Origin of the sequence: Vulcanococcus limneticus LL, from assembly GCF_943369875.1 — a bacterium.
GTDB lineage: Bacteria > Cyanobacteriota > Cyanobacteriia > PCC-6307 > Cyanobiaceae > Vulcanococcus > Vulcanococcus limneticus_A.
In genome coordinates this window covers 86,109-104,015 of the sequence record NZ_CALROT020000008.1, presented here as the reverse complement: position 1 = coordinate 104,015, position 17,907 = coordinate 86,109, and the positions used below count along the sequence as shown (strand labels likewise).

The following is a 17,907-nucleotide window of genomic DNA, read 5'->3' as shown; positions in this document are numbered from 1 at the left end:
CCGGGCCCTGGGCTCAGGGCGTGCGGCCGAGGCCGGGCTGCACGAGGCCGGGCTTAGCGATGCCGGGCTGAACGATCTGCTGGCGGCAGAACTGCTGGGCGCCGAGCCACCAGCCCGCGAAGCCGGCCAGCACCAGGGCGGCCGTGGCCGGCAGCAGGGCCTGGCGGGTGGTGGGCAGGGCCAGCCACTCGCCCCAGTCCCGCAGCAGGCGCTCGCGGTCGAAGCGGCGCCGCTCGCTGGTCTGCTGGCGCTGGCGCCGCCGCAGGGCCTTGGCCACCCAGCGCTCGAAGGCCCGCTTCTTGGTCACGGCCATCTTGCGCTCCACCTCCAGCAGGTGGCCGGAACTGAGCTCGGGGTTGAAGGTGCTGATCAGCTCCAGGCTCTTGAGGAACATCTCCACCGCCCCGTCCTTGACGGCGAGCTCCTCGGCGGGCAACTGGTCCCAGGCGAGCTCGGGGTAGAAGCGCTGGCGGTTGCTGGCGATCTGGTCCTCCGGCAGCTGGCCGGGCTCCCGCAGCCAGCGGTCGGTGTTGGCGTCGAAGCGGCGCCAGTAGAGGAAGGGGTTCAGGTAGATGACCCTGCCGGCCAGTTCGATGCTGTCCTGCTGGAGTCGGCGCTGCAGCTGGGGGTCCTGCTGAGTGGCGGCGGTCAAGACTCCAAGGCCGGGGGCCCCGAGGGTAACGAACGCCCCCCGCGGCCGCCAGCGGCGGCGCTCACTCCCACTCGATCGTGCCGGGGGGCTTGCTGGTGATGTCGAGCACCACCCGGTTCACGCCCTTCACCTCGTTGACGATGCGGTTGGAGATCGTCTCGAGGAGGTCGTAGGGCAGGCGCGACCAATCGGCCGTCATGCCGTCTTCCGACGACACACAGCGCAGCACGATCGGGAAGGCATAGGTGCGCTTGTCGCCCATCACGCCCACACTGCGCACCGGCAGCAGCACCGCAAAGGCCTGCCAGATCTCGTTGTAAAGACCGGCCTCCTTCACTTCCTCGCGCACGATCAGATCGGCATCGCGCAGGATATTCAGCTTCTCGCTGGTCACCTCCCCGAGGATGCGGATCGCCAGGCCTGGGCCTGGGAAGGGGTGGCGACCCACAATCTCCTGGGGCAGCCCCAAGCTGCGGCCCACCTTGCGCACCTCGTCCTTGAACAGGCGGCGCAGGGGCTCCACCAGCTTGAACTGCAGATCCTTGGGCAGGCCGCCCACGTTGTGGTGGCTCTTGATCTTCACCGCCACCCGCTCGCCGGTCTTGGGGTCCACGTTGGTGCCGGCGCTCTCGATCACGTCGGGGTACAGGGTGCCCTGGGCGAGATAGTCGAAGGGGCCGAGGCGCTTGCTCTCCTCCTCGAACACCCGAATGAACTCCGTGCCGATCAACTTGCGCTTCTCTTCCGGGTCGGTGACGCCATCGAGCTTGTTGATGAAGCGCTCACGGGCATTGATGTATTCCACGTTGATGTGGAAGCGCTTGTCGAAGAATTCCACCAGGAACTCGGGCTCGCCTTTGCGCATGAAGCCCTGATCGATGAACATGCAGGTGAGCTGATCCCCGATCGCCTTGTGCAACAGGAAGGCGAGGGTGGAGGAATCCACGCCGCCCGAGAGGGCCAGCAACACCCGCTTGTCGCCCACCTGCCGGCGCACGTCCTCGACGGCCTCATCAATGAAGGCGGCGGTGGTCCAATCGGCTTCACAGCCACAGATGTGGTAGACGAAGTTCCGCAGCAGGGCCATGCCGCAGCTGGAGTGCACCACCTCGGGGTGGAACTGCACGCCGTACAGGCGGCGCTGGTGGTCGGCAACGGCCGCCTCGGGCGTGTTGTCGGTGTGGGCCAACCGCACGAACCCCTCGGGCAGGCGCTCCACCGAATCGCCGTGGCTCATCCACATCGTGGAGCCCTCCTCCACGTTGGTGAGCAGGTCAATCGGATCATCCACATGCAGTGGCGCCTTGCCGTACTCGGCCCGACCGGCGGCCACCACCGACCCGCCCAGCTGCTGCACCATCAGCTGCATGCCGTAGCAGACCCCCAGCACCGGAATGCCGAGGTTCCAGATCTCCGGATCGCACACCGGCGCATGCTCGGCATAGACCGAATTGGGACCGCCGCTGAGGATGATCCCCTTGGGATTGATCGCCTTGAGCTCCTCGGCGGTGGTGCTGTAGCCCAGCACCAGGGAGAACACCTCCGTTTCGCGCACCCGCCGGGCGATCAGCTCCGAATACTGGGAGCCGAAATCGAGGATCACGATCGCCGGATGGCGGTTCGTCTCACCGATGGCGGTGGGGTTGGGCATGGCGAGGGGAGCGGGACGAGGAATCGGGAGGCGGGCGCCGGAGCACGGGGCCAGGACCTGCGGCAGCGCGGCCGGGGGTCAACGGGCTAGGGCCGAACGGCACGGGGCCGAGCGGTCGGGCTGGCGGGCGCAGACGGGGGCGCAGGTGGCTGAACGGGGCCACCGGAACAGTGAATGCACCCTAGGTCTCGGCCCTGAAGGCCCCCCAGAGCTCAGCCCCCAGCGGGCCCAGGGCGGCGAGACCGCGGCCGCGGTTGAACAGCGCGGCTCCCACCGCCATGGACTCCTGGCCGTAGCGGGCCAGGTAGGCGGCGCTGCGCTGCTCCACCGCCGCCGCGATGCGGTGCCGCAGCCGCTCCGCCGCGTCGGGATCGGCCGCGGCCAGCTCCGCCAGGGCCACCTCCACCGTGGCGGCGGCATGGAGGCGCTGCAGCTGGGCCTGGGGCAGACCCTCCAGGGCCGCCAGGGCCGTGATCACCTCGGCGCGGCCATCGGCCAGGTGGTGGTGGGTGTGAAAGATGCCGCCGGCCAGCTTGATCAGCTTGCCCTGGTAGCCGAACAGCAGCAGCCGCCGCACCCCCTGCTCGGCCGCCGCCACCAGCAGCGGGCCCAGCCAGTTGCCGGCCTTGAGCAGCAGCGCCGGCGGCAGGCCCAGCTGGGGCGCCAGGTCCAGGCCGTTCTCGCCGATCACCAGCACGAGATCGCCGGCAAACTCCGGCGCCGCCACCCGCCGCGCCAGCTCGGAGCGGGCCGCCGCCAGCTGGTCCGGGGCGGCGCTGCGCTGCACCAGCGCCTGGGTGCCGATCAGGGCCAGCCCATCCACCACCCCGAAGGCCGCATTGCTCGTGCGCTCCGCCAGGCGCCGTCCCACTGGGAAGATCACCTGCAGGCGCAGGGCCCGCCCCGCCGGCAGCAGCGGCCGCAGGTTCTGCTCCAGCAGCCGGCGGGCGAAGGCCGAGAGGCAGAGCTGCCGCGTGGTGGCATGGACCCCCACGCCCTCGCCGGCCTGGAGCTCCAGCCAGGACGGGTCCGCCCCCGGGGAAGCAGGGCCCACCGCAGGCTCCAGGGTCCGCCAGCTGGCCTCCACCCACACCACCAGCCCGCGGGTGAGGTCCAGGCCATCGCCGGGGTCGCAGCGGGCCACCGCCAGGGCCCGGCCCTCGCCCAGGGGGGCGGCGGCCACCACCGGCACCGGCTGGGGCTCGGGGGGCCCCTCCAGCTCCAGCAGCAGCGGCTGCTCCTCCTGGAACGGCTCCCCCAGAAGCTGGGCCAGGGCGGCCCGGGCCGCGGCGGCCACCCACACCGGCAGCGTGTACCCGCTTTCAGCCATGGCCGTCGCCCTCAGGCACCGCCAGGGGGGCGGCAGGAACTCCGTTTTTTATGGTGGTCGATTGAGCCGCTCCGGCGTCGCTCGCGATCCGCCCCGCCACCACCGCCCCGCCCATGCAGGACAAGCTCACCCTGATGATCCCCGGCCCCACCCCGGTGCCGGAAACGGTGCTGCTGGCGCTGGGCCGCCACCCGATCGGCCACCGCAGCGCCGATTTCCAGAAGATCGTCAAGCGCACCACCGAACAGCTGCAGTGGCTGCATCAGACCAGCAACGACGTGCTGGTGATCACCGGCAGCGGCACCGCCGCCATGGAAGCCGGGATCATCAACTTCCTGAGCAAGGGGGACAAGGTCCTCTGCGGTGACAACGGCAAGTTCGGCGAGCGCTGGGTGAAGGTGGCCCAGGCCTATGGCCTGGATGTGCAGGTGATCAAGGCCGAGTGGGGCCAGCCGCTGGATCCCGAGGCCTTCCGCGCCGCCCTGGAGGCCGATACGGCCAAGGCGATCAAGGCCGTGATCCTCACCCACTCGGAGACCTCCACGGGCGTGATCAACGACCTGGAGACCATCGCCCGGCACGTGAAGGCCCACGGCACGGCGCTCACGGTGGCGGACTGCGTCACCAGCCTGGGCGCCACCAACGTGCCCATGGACGCCTGGGGCCTGGACGTGGTGGGTTCCGGCTCCCAGAAGGGCTACATGATGCCGCCGGGCCTGGCCTTCGTGGCCGTGAGTGAGAAGGCCTGGGAGGCCTACAAGCACGCCGATCTGCCCAAGTTCTATCTGGATCTGGGCAAATACCGCAAAGCCGCCAAGGCGGACAGCAACCCCTTCACCCCGGCGATCAACCTCTACTTCGCCCTGGAGGCAGCCCTGGAGATGATGCAGAAGGAGGGTCTGGAGGCGATCTTCGCCCGCCACGCCCGCCACCGCGCCGCCGCCCAGGCCGGCATGAAGGCGATCGGCCTGCCCCTCTATGCCGCCGAGGGCTACGGCAGCCCCGCCATCACCGCCGTGGCCCCGGAGGGCATCGACGCCGAGGCCCTGCGCAAGAAGGTGAAGGACCGCTTCGACATCCTGCTGGCCGGCGGCCAGGACCACCTCAAGGGCAAGGTGTTCCGCATCGGCCACCTGGGTTTCGTCTGCGACCGCGACGTGCTGACGGCCGTGGCCGCCATCGAGGCCACCCTGCAGGAGCTGGGGCTGCACAAGGGCAGCACCGGTGCCGGCGTGGCCGCCGCCGCCGCCGCCCTGGCGGCCTGAGTCGCACAACAGGGTCAAGACGTCGAGGGGCCTGACAGGAGCTCCTCGACTCCAACGGGGATGGGCGGCTCTTCCGCCCATTTGGCCGAGGATCTGCTAGCTTGATTACTACACCTTGCGGGTGTAATTCAGTGGTAGAATGTCAGCTTCCCAAGCTGAACGTCGCCGGTTCGAGCCCGGTCACCCGCTTTTAGTCCAGGACTGGCAAATTCCCCGAACAGCCAGTCAGGCACTGGCTCTAGGGGCGACCTTCTCACATGGCTGAGGCGGCCCCTTGGAAGATCGCCATTCGCGTGGAGGCGGCCCATACCTTGTCCCGCAAGGGATGCCCAAGGGAATGGTCGCTGGCAGAGCACCGAGAACTCACCCGGCTGAACGTCACAGCCATAGCGGGCAGGAGCAAGCGGCGACAGAGACAACTTCCGATCCCATGCCATTTCAACAACACCAGGAAGACTGTGGCGTGGCGGCTTGCAGGATCGACGACGGATTCAGCAGCGGAACAAAGCCCGGACTGACACAGCCAAGAAGATCATCTTTTCTCCCTCAGAGGGATCAGACAGCAGGCCTAATATCAATAGCATGATCGGCCTTGAGCGGCAAACAGACAGGAACACACTGTTGATCATGACAGGGAGTACAAGATCCGCAGCGGCCAAATGAGGAACTCGACCTAGACTCGGGCGCACCGGAACCACATGAAGCTGGTGTTGGACGCGGGGACGTGCGAACAACCGCCGCAAAGCACCAGGCAACTGCGTGACCAACTGAGGCTGCATTGAGCCGACAAGCGCGGAGGGCGGACCCGGCAGATGCAGATGACGTGACCGCCTTCACTGGTCCAGGCGCCATGAGAATGGATGATCATGCTGGAGGCTGGGAAAGCGGCCTTCAAAACCATCGGCATCACACTTTGTTGGCGCGATGAAACCGGCCAACCGGTGCGGGCCCTCGTTATCGAGCGCGTGAGCCGTCAACGCCCTGAACAGGCCATCTTTTTTGATCCATGCGGGCCACTAAATAACCATGCCATCGGCCAGGGTTACGCCCTTCTCAATCACCACAATCCCGCTACGAATGGTGATGCCCAACTCGCTTCGGTCAGCCTCCTGCACCCGATCCTTGTTGATCACCTGCACGTTGGCACCGATACGCACATTTTTGTCGAGAATCGCTCGCTTCACCACTGATCCAGCCCCAATCCCGAGCGGCACCCCACCAAGGGAGCGAACCAGAGCTCGCTCAGCCTCCGACTCATAACCATCGGCCCCCATGACCAGCGTGTCCTCCAGGACAGCGCCCTCCTCCACCCGCAGGCGCAGGCCCAGCACACAGTGCTCAATCACGCACCGATCGAGCAGGCAGCCCTCACTGAGAACTGAGCGGCGCACCCGAGCTTCACGGATCTGGCTGGGCGGTAGATAGCGCGACCGGGTGTAGATTGGATCCTGCTCGTCGTAAAAGCTGAAGGCGGGCTGATCATCAGCCAAGGCCAGATTGGCATCATAGAAAGCCTTGATGGTGCCGATATCTTCCCAGTAGGCATCGAACAGATAACTCTGCAGCTGCTGGCCACTGGCTAGGGCGGCCGGAATGATTTCCTGGCCAAAGTCAGTGGCTTGCGGGTGGCTGGCGAGCAAGTTGAACAGGGTGTCGCGCTCGAACACATAGATGCCCATGGAGGCCAGAAAAGGGCGGCGCTCCGCTTCGCTGGCCGAAAGGCCGAGGGCGGCTGTGTCGACTCGCATCGCCTCGAGGAGCTCCCCCTTGGGCTTCTCGCGGAACTCCCGAATTCGCCCCGTGGCATCGGTGCGCATCAAGCCAAAGCCTTCAGCCGCCGAGCTGTCCACCGGCAATGCCGCCACCGTCAGCGCGGCACCGCTGGCTCGATGCGCCTCCACGAAGGCCGCGTAATCCATCCGGTAGAGCTGATCACCGGAGAGGATCAGCACCTGATCCACATCCCAGGCCTCGAACAGCTCGCGGTACTGGCGGACCGCATCGGCAGTGCCCCGGAACCAGCTCGGGCTGTCGGGGGTCTGCTGGGCCGCCAGCACCTCCACGAAGCCGCTGCTGAAACCGGAGGAGAGGTTGTAGGTGAGGCTGAGGTGGCGGTTGAGCGATTGACTGTTGAACTGGGTGAGGGCGTAGATCTTGAGGATGCCCGAATTGATGCAGTTGCTGATCGGAATATCGATGAGGCGGTACTTACCACCCAGCGGCACCGCCGGTTTGGCCCGGGTGAGAGTGAGGGGCTGCAGACGGGTGCCGGCACCGCCTCCGAGAATGATTGCCAGAACACGATTCACGTGGTGAGCTCTCGCTTGAAGTGGAAATACAGCTGGTGAGGATCCTTGTACTGGCGGGGCAGGCAGTGATGCAGCGTCTCTAGGCGGTGCCAGCAGACGCTCCGCTGGATCTGCTTGATGGTTCTCTCTTCCAGGATCAGGATGCGCAGGGCCTTGCAGTACAGCGGATAACTCGCTTCCAGCTCGCCGATCGTGAGGGCGGTGGTGAAGGTTGCCTGGCTCATGGCAGCAACAGTTCGGACGCACTGCAGGTTCGATCAACCGCCCGGTTGGGCGAAGCCCCCGCTTGGGGGCAATCGATCCTCAGTCACGTTGCACCGAGGTGAAGGCATAGCGGGTGTGGAGCCTCGTGCTTGCGCCGGGGCGCAGCTCAAGTTTGCGGTCACCGCTCAGCAGGGCCTGCCGCGGTGCGCTCCAGGGTTCAACGCACACCATCGCCCGCGGTGGCTCCGTCCAGAGCACCACCAGGTCAAGAGGGTGGGTCAGCTGCAGCTCGAGGGTGGTTCCGGCCGCCTCATCCACCAGCCGTACCGGGCCCGTGGGCCGCACCAGCAGATCAATGCCATTCGCGAGGCTCTCCATCTGATCTGCCGTGGATTCGTCCTCCATGGTGAGGTGGTTGAGGCAGCGGTCCGGCAACCCCTCGAACCGCACGCTCTCCAGGCTGGAGAGGTTGAAGTAGGGGTGCAACCCGAAACTGAACGGCATCGTGTCGTTACCCCGGTTTTCCACAATGGCCGTGATCTCCAGTACCCCGGGTGCCAGGCGCACCTCCATGGTGAGCAGGAACCAGAACGGAAAAGCCTTGAATGTTTCGTGGGTTTCCCAAAGCTGCAGCTGCACGCCAGCTCCATCCGCCAGGGCTTCGAGGCGCCAGGGCAGCTGGCGCGCAAAGCCATGCTGGCCGAGGTTGAACACACCCTGGGGAAGGGGCAGGCGGTTGTCCGGCAGGCCCCCGGTGATTGGAAAGAGCACTGGGAAACCCCCGCGCACCGATTGGGCTGGGTCGAGGAAGCGCTCCAGGTCGAGGTAGACAACCTCGTGGCCAGCGCAGCGCCAGCCGCTGATCAGCCCTCCACGTTCAGGCACGACCCGCAGCAGATCACCGCTGGCAGGATCGCTGAACTCCCAGTGCGGATAGGGAGTTTCACGTTGAATCAGGGGCATGCAATGGCCTTCCGGGCCGGACTCTCCATCAATCTCCTGCAACGAGCCTGGAAGGGATGCCCCCAATCGGGAACAGTGAGGAGCCCCCAGACCCTGGCGCTCTGGAGCAGGCGGTTGGAGCCGCTCAGATCTTTACCATGCCGCAGCGCATTCCCTTGAGCACCGCCTGCAGCCGGTTGTGCACGCTGAGAGTCTGAAGCAGCCGCTTGGTGTAGGTGTGAGCGGTTTCATCACTCACCACCAAACGCTTGGCGATCTCCCGATCACTGAGGCCACTGGCGAGGAGATCGAGAACCTCATATTCGCGGGGCGTCAGCCTTGGACAGCTCAGGTAAGGCAGGATGCCCGTCCGCAGGGAGGGGCTGCGGTAGGAATGACCGCCCAGCACGGCCATCACGGCAGCCTGCAGCGGCTGCTGATCATCCACAAAGTCAGCTTCTGCAACGACGGCTTCCAGCCAGGGCGCCTCGCTGCACTCCGCAGGTATCGCATCCCCCAGCGCCAGGATCACAGCATGGAGCTTGGGATGCAGCTGGCGAGCCTCACGCACCAGATCGAAACCGTTGCCGCTTTCCAGATAATCGGTGCAGACCAGCAGCTGGTAGGGATCATCGCCTTCCGCAGCCAGATACTCGAGGCAGGCCTCCTGATCGGTGACGGCACAGGTGATGCGGGAGTAGCCCCCGAACGTTCGGCACATGGCGCGCAGCAGGAAACGGCCTTTGGCCGCAACGGCGACGCGGCCTGGAATGTCGATCGATTCCAGGCCTTCCTCATGGGTCCCCTTGTCGGCAGTGGCCAGGAAGGGCGTGAGATCCATGCTCCGGCGGTTGCCTCTGGCTGGGAAGCGAAGTGAGCCAGGAGCAACCCTAGGAGTGGAGAGGCCCGCCATGCAGCCGATCGCGATTCAGTCGTCGTAGACGCGGCAGTTGATGTCGGAGGGGTTGAGGTCGCAGAACACCTCGAAGGGGGATGGAGCCTCAGCCTCCTCGGGGTGGCGCTGCTGGAAGTCCTCCAGATCCCTGATCTGCTGCTCGATCTTGCGGGCGATCGCCTGCTCACCTTTGGCCTGGGCCTCAGCGAGGGCGGAGCGATAGGTCTGGAGCTGGTCTCCGATGGTGGCCATGGCACACAGCCCCGAGCAGGGGTCCGGATAGGCCCGGCGAATGTAGCCCTGCCGGATCCCTGGACGGGACACCCAACCCGTCGATAGACGGGCAATCTCGGCGGATTTGTAGGTACATCTGCTCATCCTTTGGAACATCATCGGCTCGGCATCCGTCGATCCGCCAGGGTGATGCGGCCCCGCAGGATGGATTCCATGGCCGATGCTCCCTATCTCGTTGCCCTGGCCCTCGTGGAGTTCGGGGACAGGCGCGCGTTGCCGCTCACCGGCAAATCCCAGTCAACAGCTGCTGCCGATGCCGTCGATCCCGGAGAAGACGGACGCACCCTGGCGCTGGAACTGCTGTTGCGCCTGTGGCAGCGCAGCGAGGAGAGCCCTCTGCAACGGGCCGCTGGGGAGGCCAGCCTGCTGCTGGTGGAACTTCCGCTGGAGGTGATGAGCGAACAGTTGCCCCTGCTCAAAGCGAACTGGATCGCCGGCGGCGAGACGGCGGCGTTGCTGAGCAGCCTGGAGGGCCTGGCGAGCAGGGCCTGGCGGATCACGATCGCGAAATATGAGCCAGTCAGCTTCATCGCCTGGCCCTGACCTCGCCTGCCCGTACCCCCATCCGGGGACAATCCGCGCATCAGATCGATTCGTCACTGTTTGTTACGCAGCCTATGCAGCAATTTGAACGTCGCTTCTGCAACCCATGTCGACACGGGGGCATAGCATTTCGACTCGATCAATGCGGCAGACTTGTCGCTCGCTGCCGAGGTTCTGCCCCCCGGAGGTGGCTGACGGAGGAGAACCGCGGGATCTCAGGATTGTCCTACGGCATGGGGGACGAACGGCTTTATCCGCACCAACAGGAATGCCGACCACCCGGTGAACAGCTGGGAATCGGCATACGTTTCCTGCAGGGGGGTGGTCCCTGCGTACTTCCGATCTCGCTACCGCTCAACCGGCCAGCAGGTTGTTCCAGCCATCTGGATGTTCGGCGACGATGAGATCGTCGGGCCGCCGGCGTCGTTGACACCAGGCACGTTAGGGCTCAGACCCTGCCCGAGACGACCACCACGGCCAGCAACAAGGCCACCAACACAAGCTCACTCAGCATCGTCTCCATCGGCCTGCCCGGATCCCTGCTCAGGTCATCACTTTCGGCCGAGAGCCCTGGCGATGGCGCCCCCCAAGCGGGGGCAAAGTCTCCCCGGATGGGGACTCGGCCTCCAGCAGCCTGACCCAGCAGGCTCAATAGCGAACCGGTCCAGGCTGGACCCCCTTGCCCGCCCTGCTGCCATGGCCACCTACAAGGTCACGCTCGTCAACGCCAACGAGGGACTGAACCGCACCATCGACTGCGCCGACAATCAGTCGATTTACGATGCCGCGGCGGATCAGGACATTGATCTGCCGGTGTCCTGCCGTGCTGGCTCCTGTTCATCCTGCGCCGGCAAGTTGATCAGTGGCACCGTGAACCAGGAACACCAGGCTTTCCTCGATGAGGAGCAGATGGCGGCTGGATACGTGCTCACCTGCGTGGCCTTCCCCACATCGGATTGCACCATCGAAACCCATGCCGAGGAAGCCCTTTATTGATGGCTGGCAGACAGCACCAACACCCCTGAACGCTGCGCGATCAGATCGGACAGCGTTCATCCATGTGTGCTTGTTCCGACTGGCCAGCCTGGATTGGGGGCTGGCCTTACGAGCCAGTGGAGGCTTATCGCCTTCGCCTCACCCGCCCCAGGCTGGCACTCCGTTCCGTTGCATTCGCCGGGGATGGCCTGCTTGGTCATGGTCATCCAGCGCTCCTCCTTGCAGGAGAGGCGCAACATCCCATCGGCAGATCATTCCCAGCCCAAAGCCCAGGCGATCTGGTCATTCTGCCTCCAGCCCAGAAAGGGCCTTCAACTGATCGAGGGGCATGGTTCGCGATCCAGGCTGTCCTGGCGCAAGGCGGCAACATCCTGATCCACCTGGGCCAGACGATCCATCACCAGGTCCAGGTCCAGGGCCGTGAGCTCACCATCGGCACCCCATTTCAGACAGGTGCGCCCCAGGCAGCTGCTGGCGCTGATTGCGATGGTGGGGTCGGCCATGGCGAGCCTTCTGGGTATCGATGGTTCCAGTGTCGGGCGTGAGCGCCTGGCTCTGATGCCCCCAACGGGGGGTAATCACGTCACCTGGCAAGGATCGTCGAGGGACCGTCAGGATGTCGCCCCCTCGCGAGACAGGAGCAGATAGAGATAGTCGGGATCGCGATACTGGTTAGGTAGGCAGTGGTGCAACATTTCCAGTCGCTGCCAGCAGACGGTACGGCGGACCTTGGCTGCACTTTTACCCTCCCGAGCGAGAATCCGCAGCGCTTTGCAATAGAGGGGGTAGTTGGCTTCCAGCTCGCCGACGGTCAGGGATGGGGCTGGATCTGCTGCCTTCGCCATCGAACGTGCCTGCCGTCACTCGCTCCTCCATGCAAGGAGCCTCCCCACACCATCTGTGGGCTTGCGACATATCTCGACGCGATGAGCCTGCGCCGTTGGGGATTGGCCTGGTTACCCCCCCGAGCTGGCCTTCCACCCCGAGCCCTTGCAGGGCTCGATCGAGCGCTACACGATCGCACTCCGCGCCGCCTGAATGCGACTGGTCGAGGAAGTGCAGGATCGGGCTCTGCTCCTGCTACTGATTGCCGGGAAGGAGAGGCAGCATGGCCTTGACGGGCAGGAGGACTATCGCCTGGTCAAAGACTTCCACCCAGCTTCAGACTCCTCCGTCCAGTCCGGACTCCAAGCGGCCTGCATCGAGCACAAAGATCTGGCCGCTTGCGCCTATGGGAATCGTCAGATCACAGCATCGGAACAGCGAACGATGGCGGCCACCATCGCTGCGGGGATGCCATTAGCGCCACCGCTGATCACCGCCCGGCGATCTCTCAGGCTGGGGACGTCTCGCTGCTGGCCTGGGCCCTGGTCTCTCCTGTTATCTGCACCATGACGCCATGAATGAGCTGTATGGATTGGGGCGGTTGGCCCTCCCTGGAGCGAAATAGATTCAGAGGGCGGTGCATTGGCCGGCCAGCAGGGTGAGCAGCACCTCGCGGGGTCGCGGCCCGTCGAGCTCCACCAGCAGCACGGATTGCCAGCGGCCGAGGCCGAGCCGGCCCTCCACCACCGGCAGGCTGAGCTGATTGCCCAGCATCAGGGCAATCAGGTGGGCATGGGCATTACGTGGTTCATCCGGTGGAATGCCCACTCGCAGATCCAGATCGTTGTGAAGCCAGGGGCGATCCGGGGGTGCCAGCTCGAGGAAGAAGCGCTCGATGTCGCTCAGCAGGCGTTGCTCGTTCTCGTTGAGGGCGAGAGCCGTGGTGGTGTGCTGGCCCACGGCCACCAGCAAGCCGTCGCTGATCCCGCTGCGATCAATCAGGGTCTGCAGCTCTGGGGTGATGTCGTGGCAGCAGAAGGAGCCGGCGGTCTGCAGATGGAGGCGGTGATGCAGGAGCTGGGCCATCGGCGGCGGCGGCGAGAGCCTGCAGTGGGCTGCAAGGCAGTATCGATCCTTGGGGTTCAACCCCAAGCAAAGGCGGGTTGCCGAGCCTTGGTTCAGCTGATGAGTCCGTAGGGGGGAGGGACTGCAAGGTCAACGACCGGAAGGCGGAACGGCGCTTGGCCCGACTCGCATAGGTGGCGCCTACCCCAGCCGATGATGGTCGCCTCCACGTTTTCGAGGTGCCACCGAAGCGGACCCCAGACCTGGGTGCCGCCCGAGCGGGAGTACTGCTCTCCGGGTTGCAGAACCCCCGCAGCCGCAGCTGGCAGAGGGTGTCACGGCTCATACCCAGGGCAGCACAGACCTCAGCAGGCTCACCCAAACCCGCTGGCGGTTTGGGGTTGCTGGGGTCTCCATCAGCCTCCGACCAGATGAGCGCGGAAGCGCTTGAGGGTGTCGATCAACCCCAGGAGCGGCGATAGCTCTTGACCTGGCGCGGGGCACCATCGACGTACTGCTGCCGCAGCGGTGGTTCCTGGCCGAAGTCCCGTCGGTAGGGCTCGGCGACCAGTGTCACGGCAGAGCGGTACCAGGTCCGCGGCAGCTTCTCTGACCGCAACCAAAACTGACATTGAGGCCAAAACCTCAATAAGCCGCAGGGAGGGACTGAGAACGAACCAGAGCCTTATGGGAAGGGGAGGACTGGAGGCGAGGGCGCCCCATCAGGCCCTCGGCTTGATCACCTGCAGCACCTGGGGGCCAATGCCACCGGCCCGGCGCTCGCAGTCCAGGGCCAGCAGAATGCAGCGAGCCGACTCCTCAATGTCTCCACGTTCCGCAGCCTGTTTGGCTTGCGCTTCATGGGCCGCCGCCTGATCCATCAGCTCGTGGCGTTGCTGACCCGCCGCTGGACGGGTGGCGGCCCGAGGATGCTGCCCAAGCCGGGGCTGAAGGAAGGCCACGCGTTGTGAGGCGACTGCTGGTGTTGGAATCGTCTCCGGCATCAGCGGATCCGCTAATCCAATGATTACTTGGTGTGAATGTAACGCACCGCCAAGATGCGGGGCGTGATGCACCGCGCGGGTCGCGAAATCCACACCCATTCAGGTGCCAGGTTCTTCGCGGTTGCCACCGAGGGCTGCGATCTGGGCCCTCAGCTGCTCGGAGCGCTGCTGATCGCCGCGGGTTACAGCCACTGCCAGGGCGAATTCCAGCTTCTCCAGCTGGTGATCACCCTCGGCGAAGGTGCGACAGGCGGGTGTGGGTCGTGCGGCGCCCGGCTGGGACGGGTGCTGGACGGAGCGCTGGTTAACGAAACTGGAGCCGTTGAAGCTGGCCATGGTTCGCTTTCTTCCCATTGTGGCACCGCCCGCCAGGGTCAGGCGGCCATCGGCGCGGCGTCATCCGCGTCCACGGATCGAAGCAGGGCCCCTTCCGGCTCCAGGCCAGCCGCCGAGGGCTCCGAATCGGCCAGCAGGGCCCGGCAATCGGCCAGCAGCAGCTCCACCGACTCCAGGGAACGCAGCTCGGCCGGATCGAGCTCCACCGGCGCCGCCACGGACTCCAGCTGCAGCTGCAGCACCGCCAGGCGCTGTTCGAGCTTCACCAGCCGCTGGGACAGGGCTGCCACGGTCTGGGCCAGATCCTCGGTGGTGCGGGTGATGCGGAACGAAACCGATTCGGGAGTCATCGGATCACAGCGGTAGCGCCGATCACACCACAGAACCGGCAGCGACTCAAGCCTTCTTCCAGACTGGAGGGCTTCCTCCCCGCCTGCCCCCGGATGCACCCCCCGCTCAATCTGCTGGTGTATCTGCTGGCTGGGCTGGCCGGCGGGCTGCTGGCCCTGCGCACCGGCATCCCCGCCGCACCGCTGGCGGGGGCCCTGCTCGGAGCCGGCCTGGTGAGCATGAGCGGCCGGCTGGAGACGGCCCAGTGGCCCCTGGGCACGCGCACCCTGCTGGAGATCGGCATCGGCACCGTGATCGGCACCGGCCTCACCAGCACCGCCGTGACGGAGCTGCGGCAGCTGTGGCGGCCGGCGCTGCTGATCACCGTGACCCTGGTGGCCACGGGCCTGGTGGTGGGCCTCTGGTGCAGCCGCCTGCTCGGCATCGATCCGGTGGTGGCGCTGCTGGGCGCCGCCCCGGGGGGCATCAGCGGCATGAGCCTGGTGGGGGCGGAATTCGGGGTGGGCGCGGCGGTCGCGACCCTGCACGCAGTGCGCCTGATCACCGTGCTGCTGGTGTTGCCGCTCATGGTGCGGCTGGTGCTGTCGCTGCAGGGGTCCCAGTCGGGTTAACCGGCCCTGGACAGGCCCACCGCCCTGGATACGGTGGGCCCTCCCCTCACCCCCGCCGGCCCCATGGCCCACCCCGCCATCCGCCGCGCCCTCGCCGCCCTGCTGCCCGCCGGCCTGGGCACCATGGCCGCGACCCTGCCGCTGCTGCCGGCGACGGCCGGGCCCACCGACACGCCCGCCGGCAAGGGGGCTCAGGTGTACTGCTTCATGCGCGGCGCCGGCAACAACCACGAAGTGAGCTGGGCCGCGGCCTACTCCCTGATCAAGCGCCAGAGCGCCAGCCTGTTCAAGACGTCGCCGGAACATGCCGCGGTGATGATCACCGAAGCGGTGGTCCAGAACCCGGGCACCTTCCCGGACTGCGGCCGCTACCTGGGCAGCCTGTTCGAGCGGGCCGCCACCCCCCCGGACGCCGCGGCCAGCCCCGCCGCCGGCAGCACGCCCTCCACCCAGGGCAGCAGCCCCACGCGCATTCCCACCAGCGGCGTCACCCGCAACGATCGCTACAACTACTGATTTGGCACCCCGAAGCCCGCAAGCCCAGCAGCGGCCAGCCCGCCGGAACCCCCTGGGCCTGATGGTGCTGGCCGTGGCCCTGGGGAGCCTGCTCGGCGGCTGCGGGGCGCCACCGCCGCCGCGGGAGCAGGTCAAGGGCCCGGCGCGGGACGACTGTCTGCGGGACGTGCGCCTCGACGGACTCAAGGGCGCCCTGGAGCGCTGTGATGCCGTGGTGGCGGCCTACCCCCGCGACCCCCAACCGCGCAACGAGCGCGCCCTGCTGCAGGCCCTGGCGGGGAACCGGGTGGCCGCCTGCCGCGACAGCAGCGCGGCGGAGGTTCTGCTGCGCCAGGCCGCGCCTGAGCGCCGCGGCGACCCCCAGCTGGTGGAGGAGATCCGCATCCGCGCCGCCGCCTGCCGCGGCTGAGGCCGGACCGCTGCGCCCGGGGGCTGGCCCCGGGCCATGCGACTCACCAGTCGGCCAGCAGCCGGCGCACCAGCTGGGGAAACGACTGACGCCGCTGGGTGCTGGAGTCGCGCCGCAGCAGCAGCGCGATGCGCTCGGCCTTGCTGGCGATCAGGTCGTCCACCAGCTGGTCGGCGACGCCCAGCTGCAGCCAGTGGCACTGCAGCGGACCGCCCATGCCGATGCGATGGCAGCGGTCCTCCGCCTGCTCCGCATCGCCGGGGGTCCAGGGACGCTCCAGCAGCACCACGTGGCGCGCCCGGTGCAGGGTGAGGCCCAGCCCGCCGACGCCGAAGGTGCTGATCAGCAGGGGATCGGCGCCGGCCTGGAAGCGCTCGACCCGCCCCTGGCGCTCGACCGGCCGCACCCGACCCGTCAGCAGCCCGCCCCCCAGCCGGGCCTGCAGCAGCTCGGCGGCGGCCACGAAACCGGTGAACAGCAGCACCGGCTCGCCCCGCCCCAGCAGCTCCTGCACCAGGCGGGTGGCGGCGGGCAGCTTGTACTCAGCGGCGATCTGCCGCAGGGCCGTGAACACGGCCAGAGCCTCGGCATCGCGCCGCACCAGGCCGGCGGCGGCGCGGCGGCGGTAGTCGTCCACCGCCAGATCCAGCCGGTGCTGGAAGCCCTGGCCCTCGGCGGCGCTGAGGGCCACGGGGTGGTGGTGCCGCTGCTTGGGGGGCAGGTCCAGGCAGTCGGCCTTGCGGCGGTGCAGCAGCAGCGGGCGGGTGAGCCGCTGCAGCTCCTCCAGGCCCGTGGCCCCCAGGGCCTGCCAATGGCGCCGGCCCCCGGGGCCCTCGCGCCAGTGGCCCTGGCAGTAGCGCTCTTCGAAGGCGCGCTGGTCGGCGGCGAGGGGATGGCCGATAGCGGCGAGCAGGGGGAACAGCTGGGCGGGGCGGCCGTTCTTCATCGGCGTGCCGGTGAGCAGCCAGCAGGCCCGCAGGCGCGGATGGCGGGCCAGCCGCAGGAAGGCCCGGGTGCGGGCGGCGCCCAGGTTCTGGGCGAAATGGGCCTCATCGGCAATCAGCACGGTGCCGGCGGGGGGCAGCTCCGCCGGCAGACGGGCCCAGCTGAACAGCTCGATGGCCAGCTCCAGGGCCGCCGCCTCCTGGCGCCAGTGGGCGTGGAGCCCGGCGGGGGCCACCACGGCGATGCGACCGCCACTGGCCCGGGCCAGGGTGCGGGCCGCCGCCAGGGCGGTGAGGGTCTTGCCGAGGCCCATGGCGTCGGCCAGCAGCGCCCCGCGGCGGGCCAGCAGCCAGCGCACCCCCGAGCGCTGGTGGGCAAACAGGTGGCGGCCATCGGGCAATGGCGCCTGGAGATCGGCCTCGGCCACCAGCTGCCGGTGCGGCGGCAGGGGCGGCAGCGGCTGGCGCAGCCAGGCCAGCCACTGGGCCAGCTCGGGATCGATCGGGAAGCGGGACGCGAAGCGCCGCTCCAGCTCGTGGGCGGCCTCCAGGGGAAAGTCCCAGCAGCGCTGGCGGGAACGCCACTGACCCCGCGGCCGCACGGCCTGCAGCTGCGCCTGGGTCACGGCGTCGAAGGGGGTGACCACCTCAATGCAGCCGGAGGCACCCAGCCGCATCAGGCAGCGGGCGGGAGCGGCGGGCCTGGACGGGCTGAGCGGGCGGGCCAAACGGGGAACGCGACAGGAAACGCGACGCCGAAGCAGC

Annotated in this window: 22 protein-coding genes and 1 tRNA gene; 7 read left to right on the top strand and 16 right to left on the bottom strand. The window is 67.3% G+C overall.

The window, feature by feature from the left end; genetic code table 11:
- Positions 1 to 13 precede the first annotated feature (13 nt).
- The 3 genes from ACLV7J_RS10480 to cbiD form a co-directional block, all read right to left on the bottom strand.
- A complete protein-coding gene (locus tag ACLV7J_RS10480; RefSeq protein ID WP_411869035.1) occupies positions 14 to 652 on the bottom strand; it encodes a hypothetical protein in 639 nt (212 codons plus the stop codon).
- Between the two features lie 61 nt (positions 653 to 713).
- Complete coding sequence (gene guaA / locus ACLV7J_RS10475; RefSeq protein WP_411869034.1) at positions 714 to 2,303, bottom strand: glutamine-hydrolyzing GMP synthase; 1,590 nt, start codon at positions 2,301 to 2,303, stop codon at positions 714 to 716.
- A 181-nt stretch (positions 2,304 to 2,484) separates the two neighbouring features.
- The gene (gene cbiD / locus ACLV7J_RS10470) at positions 2,485 to 3,633 is read right to left on the bottom strand and encodes a cobalt-precorrin-5B (C(1))-methyltransferase CbiD (RefSeq protein ID WP_411869033.1); all 1,149 of its coding nucleotides are present in this window, start codon (positions 3,631 to 3,633) and stop codon (positions 2,485 to 2,487) included.
- A 113-nt stretch (positions 3,634 to 3,746) separates the two neighbouring features.
- Here cbiD and ACLV7J_RS10465 point away from each other — a divergent pair, with 113 nt between their 5' ends.
- Both ACLV7J_RS10465 and ACLV7J_RS10460 read left to right on the top strand, forming a co-directional pair.
- A complete protein-coding gene (locus tag ACLV7J_RS10465) occupies positions 3,747 to 4,898 on the top strand; it encodes a pyridoxal-phosphate-dependent aminotransferase family protein (protein WP_411869032.1) in 1,152 nt (383 codons plus the stop codon).
- Positions 4,899 to 5,015: 117 nt separating this feature from the next.
- Positions 5,016 to 5,087, top strand: a tRNA-Gly gene (locus ACLV7J_RS10460).
- An 827-nt stretch (positions 5,088 to 5,914) separates the two neighbouring features.
- Here the strand turns inward: ACLV7J_RS10460 and ACLV7J_RS10455 are convergent.
- The 5 genes from ACLV7J_RS10455 to ACLV7J_RS10435 form a co-directional block, all read right to left on the bottom strand.
- Positions 5,915 to 7,207 carry a glucose-1-phosphate adenylyltransferase gene (locus ACLV7J_RS10455; RefSeq protein WP_411869031.1) on the bottom strand — a complete coding sequence of 431 codons (1,293 nt, stop codon included), beginning with the start codon at positions 7,205 to 7,207 and terminating at the stop codon, positions 5,915 to 5,917.
- Positions 7,204 to 7,431: a DUF3136 domain-containing protein gene (locus ACLV7J_RS10450; RefSeq protein WP_411869030.1), complete on the bottom strand. Its 228-nt coding sequence runs from the start codon at positions 7,429 to 7,431 to the stop codon at positions 7,204 to 7,206. Before ACLV7J_RS10450 ends, ACLV7J_RS10455 begins: the two co-directional genes overlap by 4 nt.
- Before the next feature lie 79 nt (positions 7,432 to 7,510).
- Positions 7,511 to 8,374: a galactose mutarotase gene (locus tag ACLV7J_RS10445; RefSeq protein WP_411869029.1), complete on the bottom strand. Its 864-nt coding sequence runs from the start codon at positions 8,372 to 8,374 to the stop codon at positions 7,511 to 7,513.
- 124 nt (positions 8,375 to 8,498) lie between these two features.
- Positions 8,499 to 9,194 carry a LuxR C-terminal-related transcriptional regulator gene (locus ACLV7J_RS10440; RefSeq protein WP_411869028.1) on the bottom strand — a complete coding sequence of 232 codons (696 nt, stop codon included), beginning with the start codon at positions 9,192 to 9,194 and terminating at the stop codon, positions 8,499 to 8,501.
- Positions 9,195 to 9,281: 87 nt separating this feature from the next.
- The gene (locus ACLV7J_RS10435; RefSeq protein WP_411869027.1) at positions 9,282 to 9,500 is read right to left on the bottom strand and encodes a CP12 domain-containing protein; all 219 of its coding nucleotides are present in this window, start codon (positions 9,498 to 9,500) and stop codon (positions 9,282 to 9,284) included.
- Positions 9,501 to 9,695: 195 nt separating this feature from the next.
- Here ACLV7J_RS10435 and ACLV7J_RS10430 point away from each other — a divergent pair, with 195 nt between their 5' ends.
- A complete protein-coding gene (locus ACLV7J_RS10430) occupies positions 9,696 to 10,085 on the top strand; it encodes a hypothetical protein (protein ID WP_411869026.1) in 390 nt (129 codons plus the stop codon).
- Between the two features lie 696 nt (positions 10,086 to 10,781).
- Positions 10,782 to 11,081 (top strand): 2Fe-2S iron-sulfur cluster-binding protein, encoded by a 300-nt coding sequence (locus ACLV7J_RS10425; RefSeq protein ID WP_411869025.1) that lies wholly within the window; start codon positions 10,782 to 10,784, stop codon positions 11,079 to 11,081.
- Positions 11,082 to 11,392: 311 nt separating this feature from the next.
- Here the strand turns inward: ACLV7J_RS10425 and ACLV7J_RS10420 are convergent, their stop codons facing one another.
- From ACLV7J_RS10420 to ACLV7J_RS10395, 6 genes are all read right to left on the bottom strand, one after another.
- Positions 11,393 to 11,584 (bottom strand): hypothetical protein, encoded by a 192-nt coding sequence (locus ACLV7J_RS10420; protein ID WP_411869024.1) that lies wholly within the window; start codon positions 11,582 to 11,584, stop codon positions 11,393 to 11,395.
- 108 nt (positions 11,585 to 11,692) lie between these two features.
- The gene (locus tag ACLV7J_RS10415; RefSeq protein ID WP_411869023.1) at positions 11,693 to 11,926 is read right to left on the bottom strand and encodes a DUF3136 domain-containing protein; all 234 of its coding nucleotides are present in this window, start codon (positions 11,924 to 11,926) and stop codon (positions 11,693 to 11,695) included.
- A gap of 607 nt (positions 11,927 to 12,533) precedes the next feature.
- Complete coding sequence (locus ACLV7J_RS10410; protein WP_411869022.1) at positions 12,534 to 12,992, bottom strand: secondary thiamine-phosphate synthase enzyme YjbQ; 459 nt, start codon at positions 12,990 to 12,992, stop codon at positions 12,534 to 12,536.
- 701 nt (positions 12,993 to 13,693) lie between these two features.
- A complete protein-coding gene (locus ACLV7J_RS10405) occupies positions 13,694 to 13,975 on the bottom strand; it encodes a hypothetical protein (RefSeq protein ID WP_411869021.1) in 282 nt (93 codons plus the stop codon).
- 99 nt (positions 13,976 to 14,074) lie between these two features.
- Positions 14,075 to 14,311 (bottom strand): hypothetical protein, encoded by a 237-nt coding sequence (locus ACLV7J_RS10400; protein ID WP_411869020.1) that lies wholly within the window; start codon positions 14,309 to 14,311, stop codon positions 14,075 to 14,077.
- A 38-nt stretch (positions 14,312 to 14,349) separates the two neighbouring features.
- Positions 14,350 to 14,661 (bottom strand): hypothetical protein, encoded by a 312-nt coding sequence (locus ACLV7J_RS10395; protein ID WP_411869019.1) that lies wholly within the window; start codon positions 14,659 to 14,661, stop codon positions 14,350 to 14,352.
- A gap of 93 nt (positions 14,662 to 14,754) precedes the next feature.
- On the opposite strand from ACLV7J_RS10395, the gene ACLV7J_RS10390 reads away from it, so the two are divergent.
- The 3 genes from ACLV7J_RS10390 to ACLV7J_RS10380 all read left to right on the top strand — a co-directional run bounded on the left by ACLV7J_RS10390 (position 14,755) and on the right by ACLV7J_RS10380 (position 16,198).
- Complete coding sequence (locus ACLV7J_RS10390; RefSeq protein ID WP_255127677.1) at positions 14,755 to 15,273, top strand: AbrB family transcriptional regulator; 519 nt, start codon at positions 14,755 to 14,757, stop codon at positions 15,271 to 15,273.
- A 63-nt stretch (positions 15,274 to 15,336) separates the two neighbouring features.
- Complete coding sequence (locus ACLV7J_RS10385; protein WP_411869018.1) at positions 15,337 to 15,789, top strand: DUF6554 family protein; 453 nt, start codon at positions 15,337 to 15,339, stop codon at positions 15,787 to 15,789.
- 61 nt (positions 15,790 to 15,850) lie between these two features.
- The gene (locus ACLV7J_RS10380; RefSeq protein WP_411869017.1) at positions 15,851 to 16,198 is read left to right on the top strand and encodes a hypothetical protein; all 348 of its coding nucleotides are present in this window, start codon (positions 15,851 to 15,853) and stop codon (positions 16,196 to 16,198) included.
- A gap of 43 nt (positions 16,199 to 16,241) precedes the next feature.
- Here ACLV7J_RS10380 and ACLV7J_RS10375 read toward each other — a convergent pair whose 3' ends face one another.
- A complete protein-coding gene (locus ACLV7J_RS10375) occupies positions 16,242 to 17,819 on the bottom strand; it encodes an SNF2-related protein (protein ID WP_411869111.1) in 1,578 nt (525 codons plus the stop codon).
- Positions 17,791 to 17,886, bottom strand: coding sequence for an EspF repeat-containing protein (locus ACLV7J_RS10370; protein ID WP_411869110.1), 96 nt, complete (start codon positions 17,884 to 17,886; stop codon positions 17,791 to 17,793). Before ACLV7J_RS10370 ends, ACLV7J_RS10375 begins: the two co-directional genes overlap by 29 nt.
- Positions 17,887 to 17,907: the final 21 nt, after the last annotated feature.

Coding starts and splice junctions, on each gene's coding strand:
- ACLV7J_RS10450 (WP_411869030.1), bottom strand. CDS start 7,431: ATGAGCCAGGCAACCTTCACCACCGCCCTCACGATCGGCGAGCTGGAA.
- ACLV7J_RS10430 (WP_411869026.1), top strand. CDS start 9,696: ATGGCCGATGCTCCCTATCTCGTTGCCCTGGCCCTCGTGGAGTTCGGG.
- ACLV7J_RS10405 (WP_411869021.1), bottom strand. CDS start 13,975: ATGCCGGAGACGATTCCAACACCAGCAGTCGCCTCACAACGCGTGGCC.
- ACLV7J_RS10390 (WP_255127677.1), top strand. CDS start 14,755: ATGCACCCCCCGCTCAATCTGCTGGTGTATCTGCTGGCTGGGCTGGCC.
- ACLV7J_RS10425 (WP_411869025.1), top strand. CDS start 10,782: ATGGCCACCTACAAGGTCACGCTCGTCAACGCCAACGAGGGACTGAAC.
- ACLV7J_RS10415 (WP_411869023.1), bottom strand. CDS start 11,926: ATGGCGAAGGCAGCAGATCCAGCCCCATCCCTGACCGTCGGCGAGCTG.
- ACLV7J_RS10375 (WP_411869111.1), bottom strand. CDS start 17,819: ATGCGGCTGGGTGCCTCCGGCTGCATTGAGGTGGTCACCCCCTTCGAC.
- ACLV7J_RS10410 (WP_411869022.1), bottom strand. CDS start 12,992: ATGGCCCAGCTCCTGCATCACCGCCTCCATCTGCAGACCGCCGGCTCC.
- ACLV7J_RS10465 (WP_411869032.1), top strand. CDS start 3,747: ATGCAGGACAAGCTCACCCTGATGATCCCCGGCCCCACCCCGGTGCCG.
- ACLV7J_RS10435 (WP_411869027.1), bottom strand. CDS start 9,500: ATGGCCACCATCGGAGACCAGCTCCAGACCTATCGCTCCGCCCTCGCT.
- ACLV7J_RS10380 (WP_411869017.1), top strand. CDS start 15,851: ATGGTGCTGGCCGTGGCCCTGGGGAGCCTGCTCGGCGGCTGCGGGGCG.
- guaA (WP_411869034.1), bottom strand. CDS start 2,303: ATGCCCAACCCCACCGCCATCGGTGAGACGAACCGCCATCCGGCGATC.
- ACLV7J_RS10400 (WP_411869020.1), bottom strand. CDS start 14,311: ATGGCCAGCTTCAACGGCTCCAGTTTCGTTAACCAGCGCTCCGTCCAG.
- ACLV7J_RS10440 (WP_411869028.1), bottom strand. CDS start 9,194: ATGGATCTCACGCCCTTCCTGGCCACTGCCGACAAGGGGACCCATGAG.
- ACLV7J_RS10445 (WP_411869029.1), bottom strand. CDS start 8,374: ATGCCCCTGATTCAACGTGAAACTCCCTATCCGCACTGGGAGTTCAGC.
- ACLV7J_RS10420 (WP_411869024.1), bottom strand. CDS start 11,584: ATGGCCGACCCCACCATCGCAATCAGCGCCAGCAGCTGCCTGGGGCGC.
- ACLV7J_RS10395 (WP_411869019.1), bottom strand. CDS start 14,661: ATGACTCCCGAATCGGTTTCGTTCCGCATCACCCGCACCACCGAGGAT.
- cbiD (WP_411869033.1), bottom strand. CDS start 3,633: ATGGCTGAAAGCGGGTACACGCTGCCGGTGTGGGTGGCCGCCGCGGCC.
- ACLV7J_RS10385 (WP_411869018.1), top strand. CDS start 15,337: ATGGCCCACCCCGCCATCCGCCGCGCCCTCGCCGCCCTGCTGCCCGCC.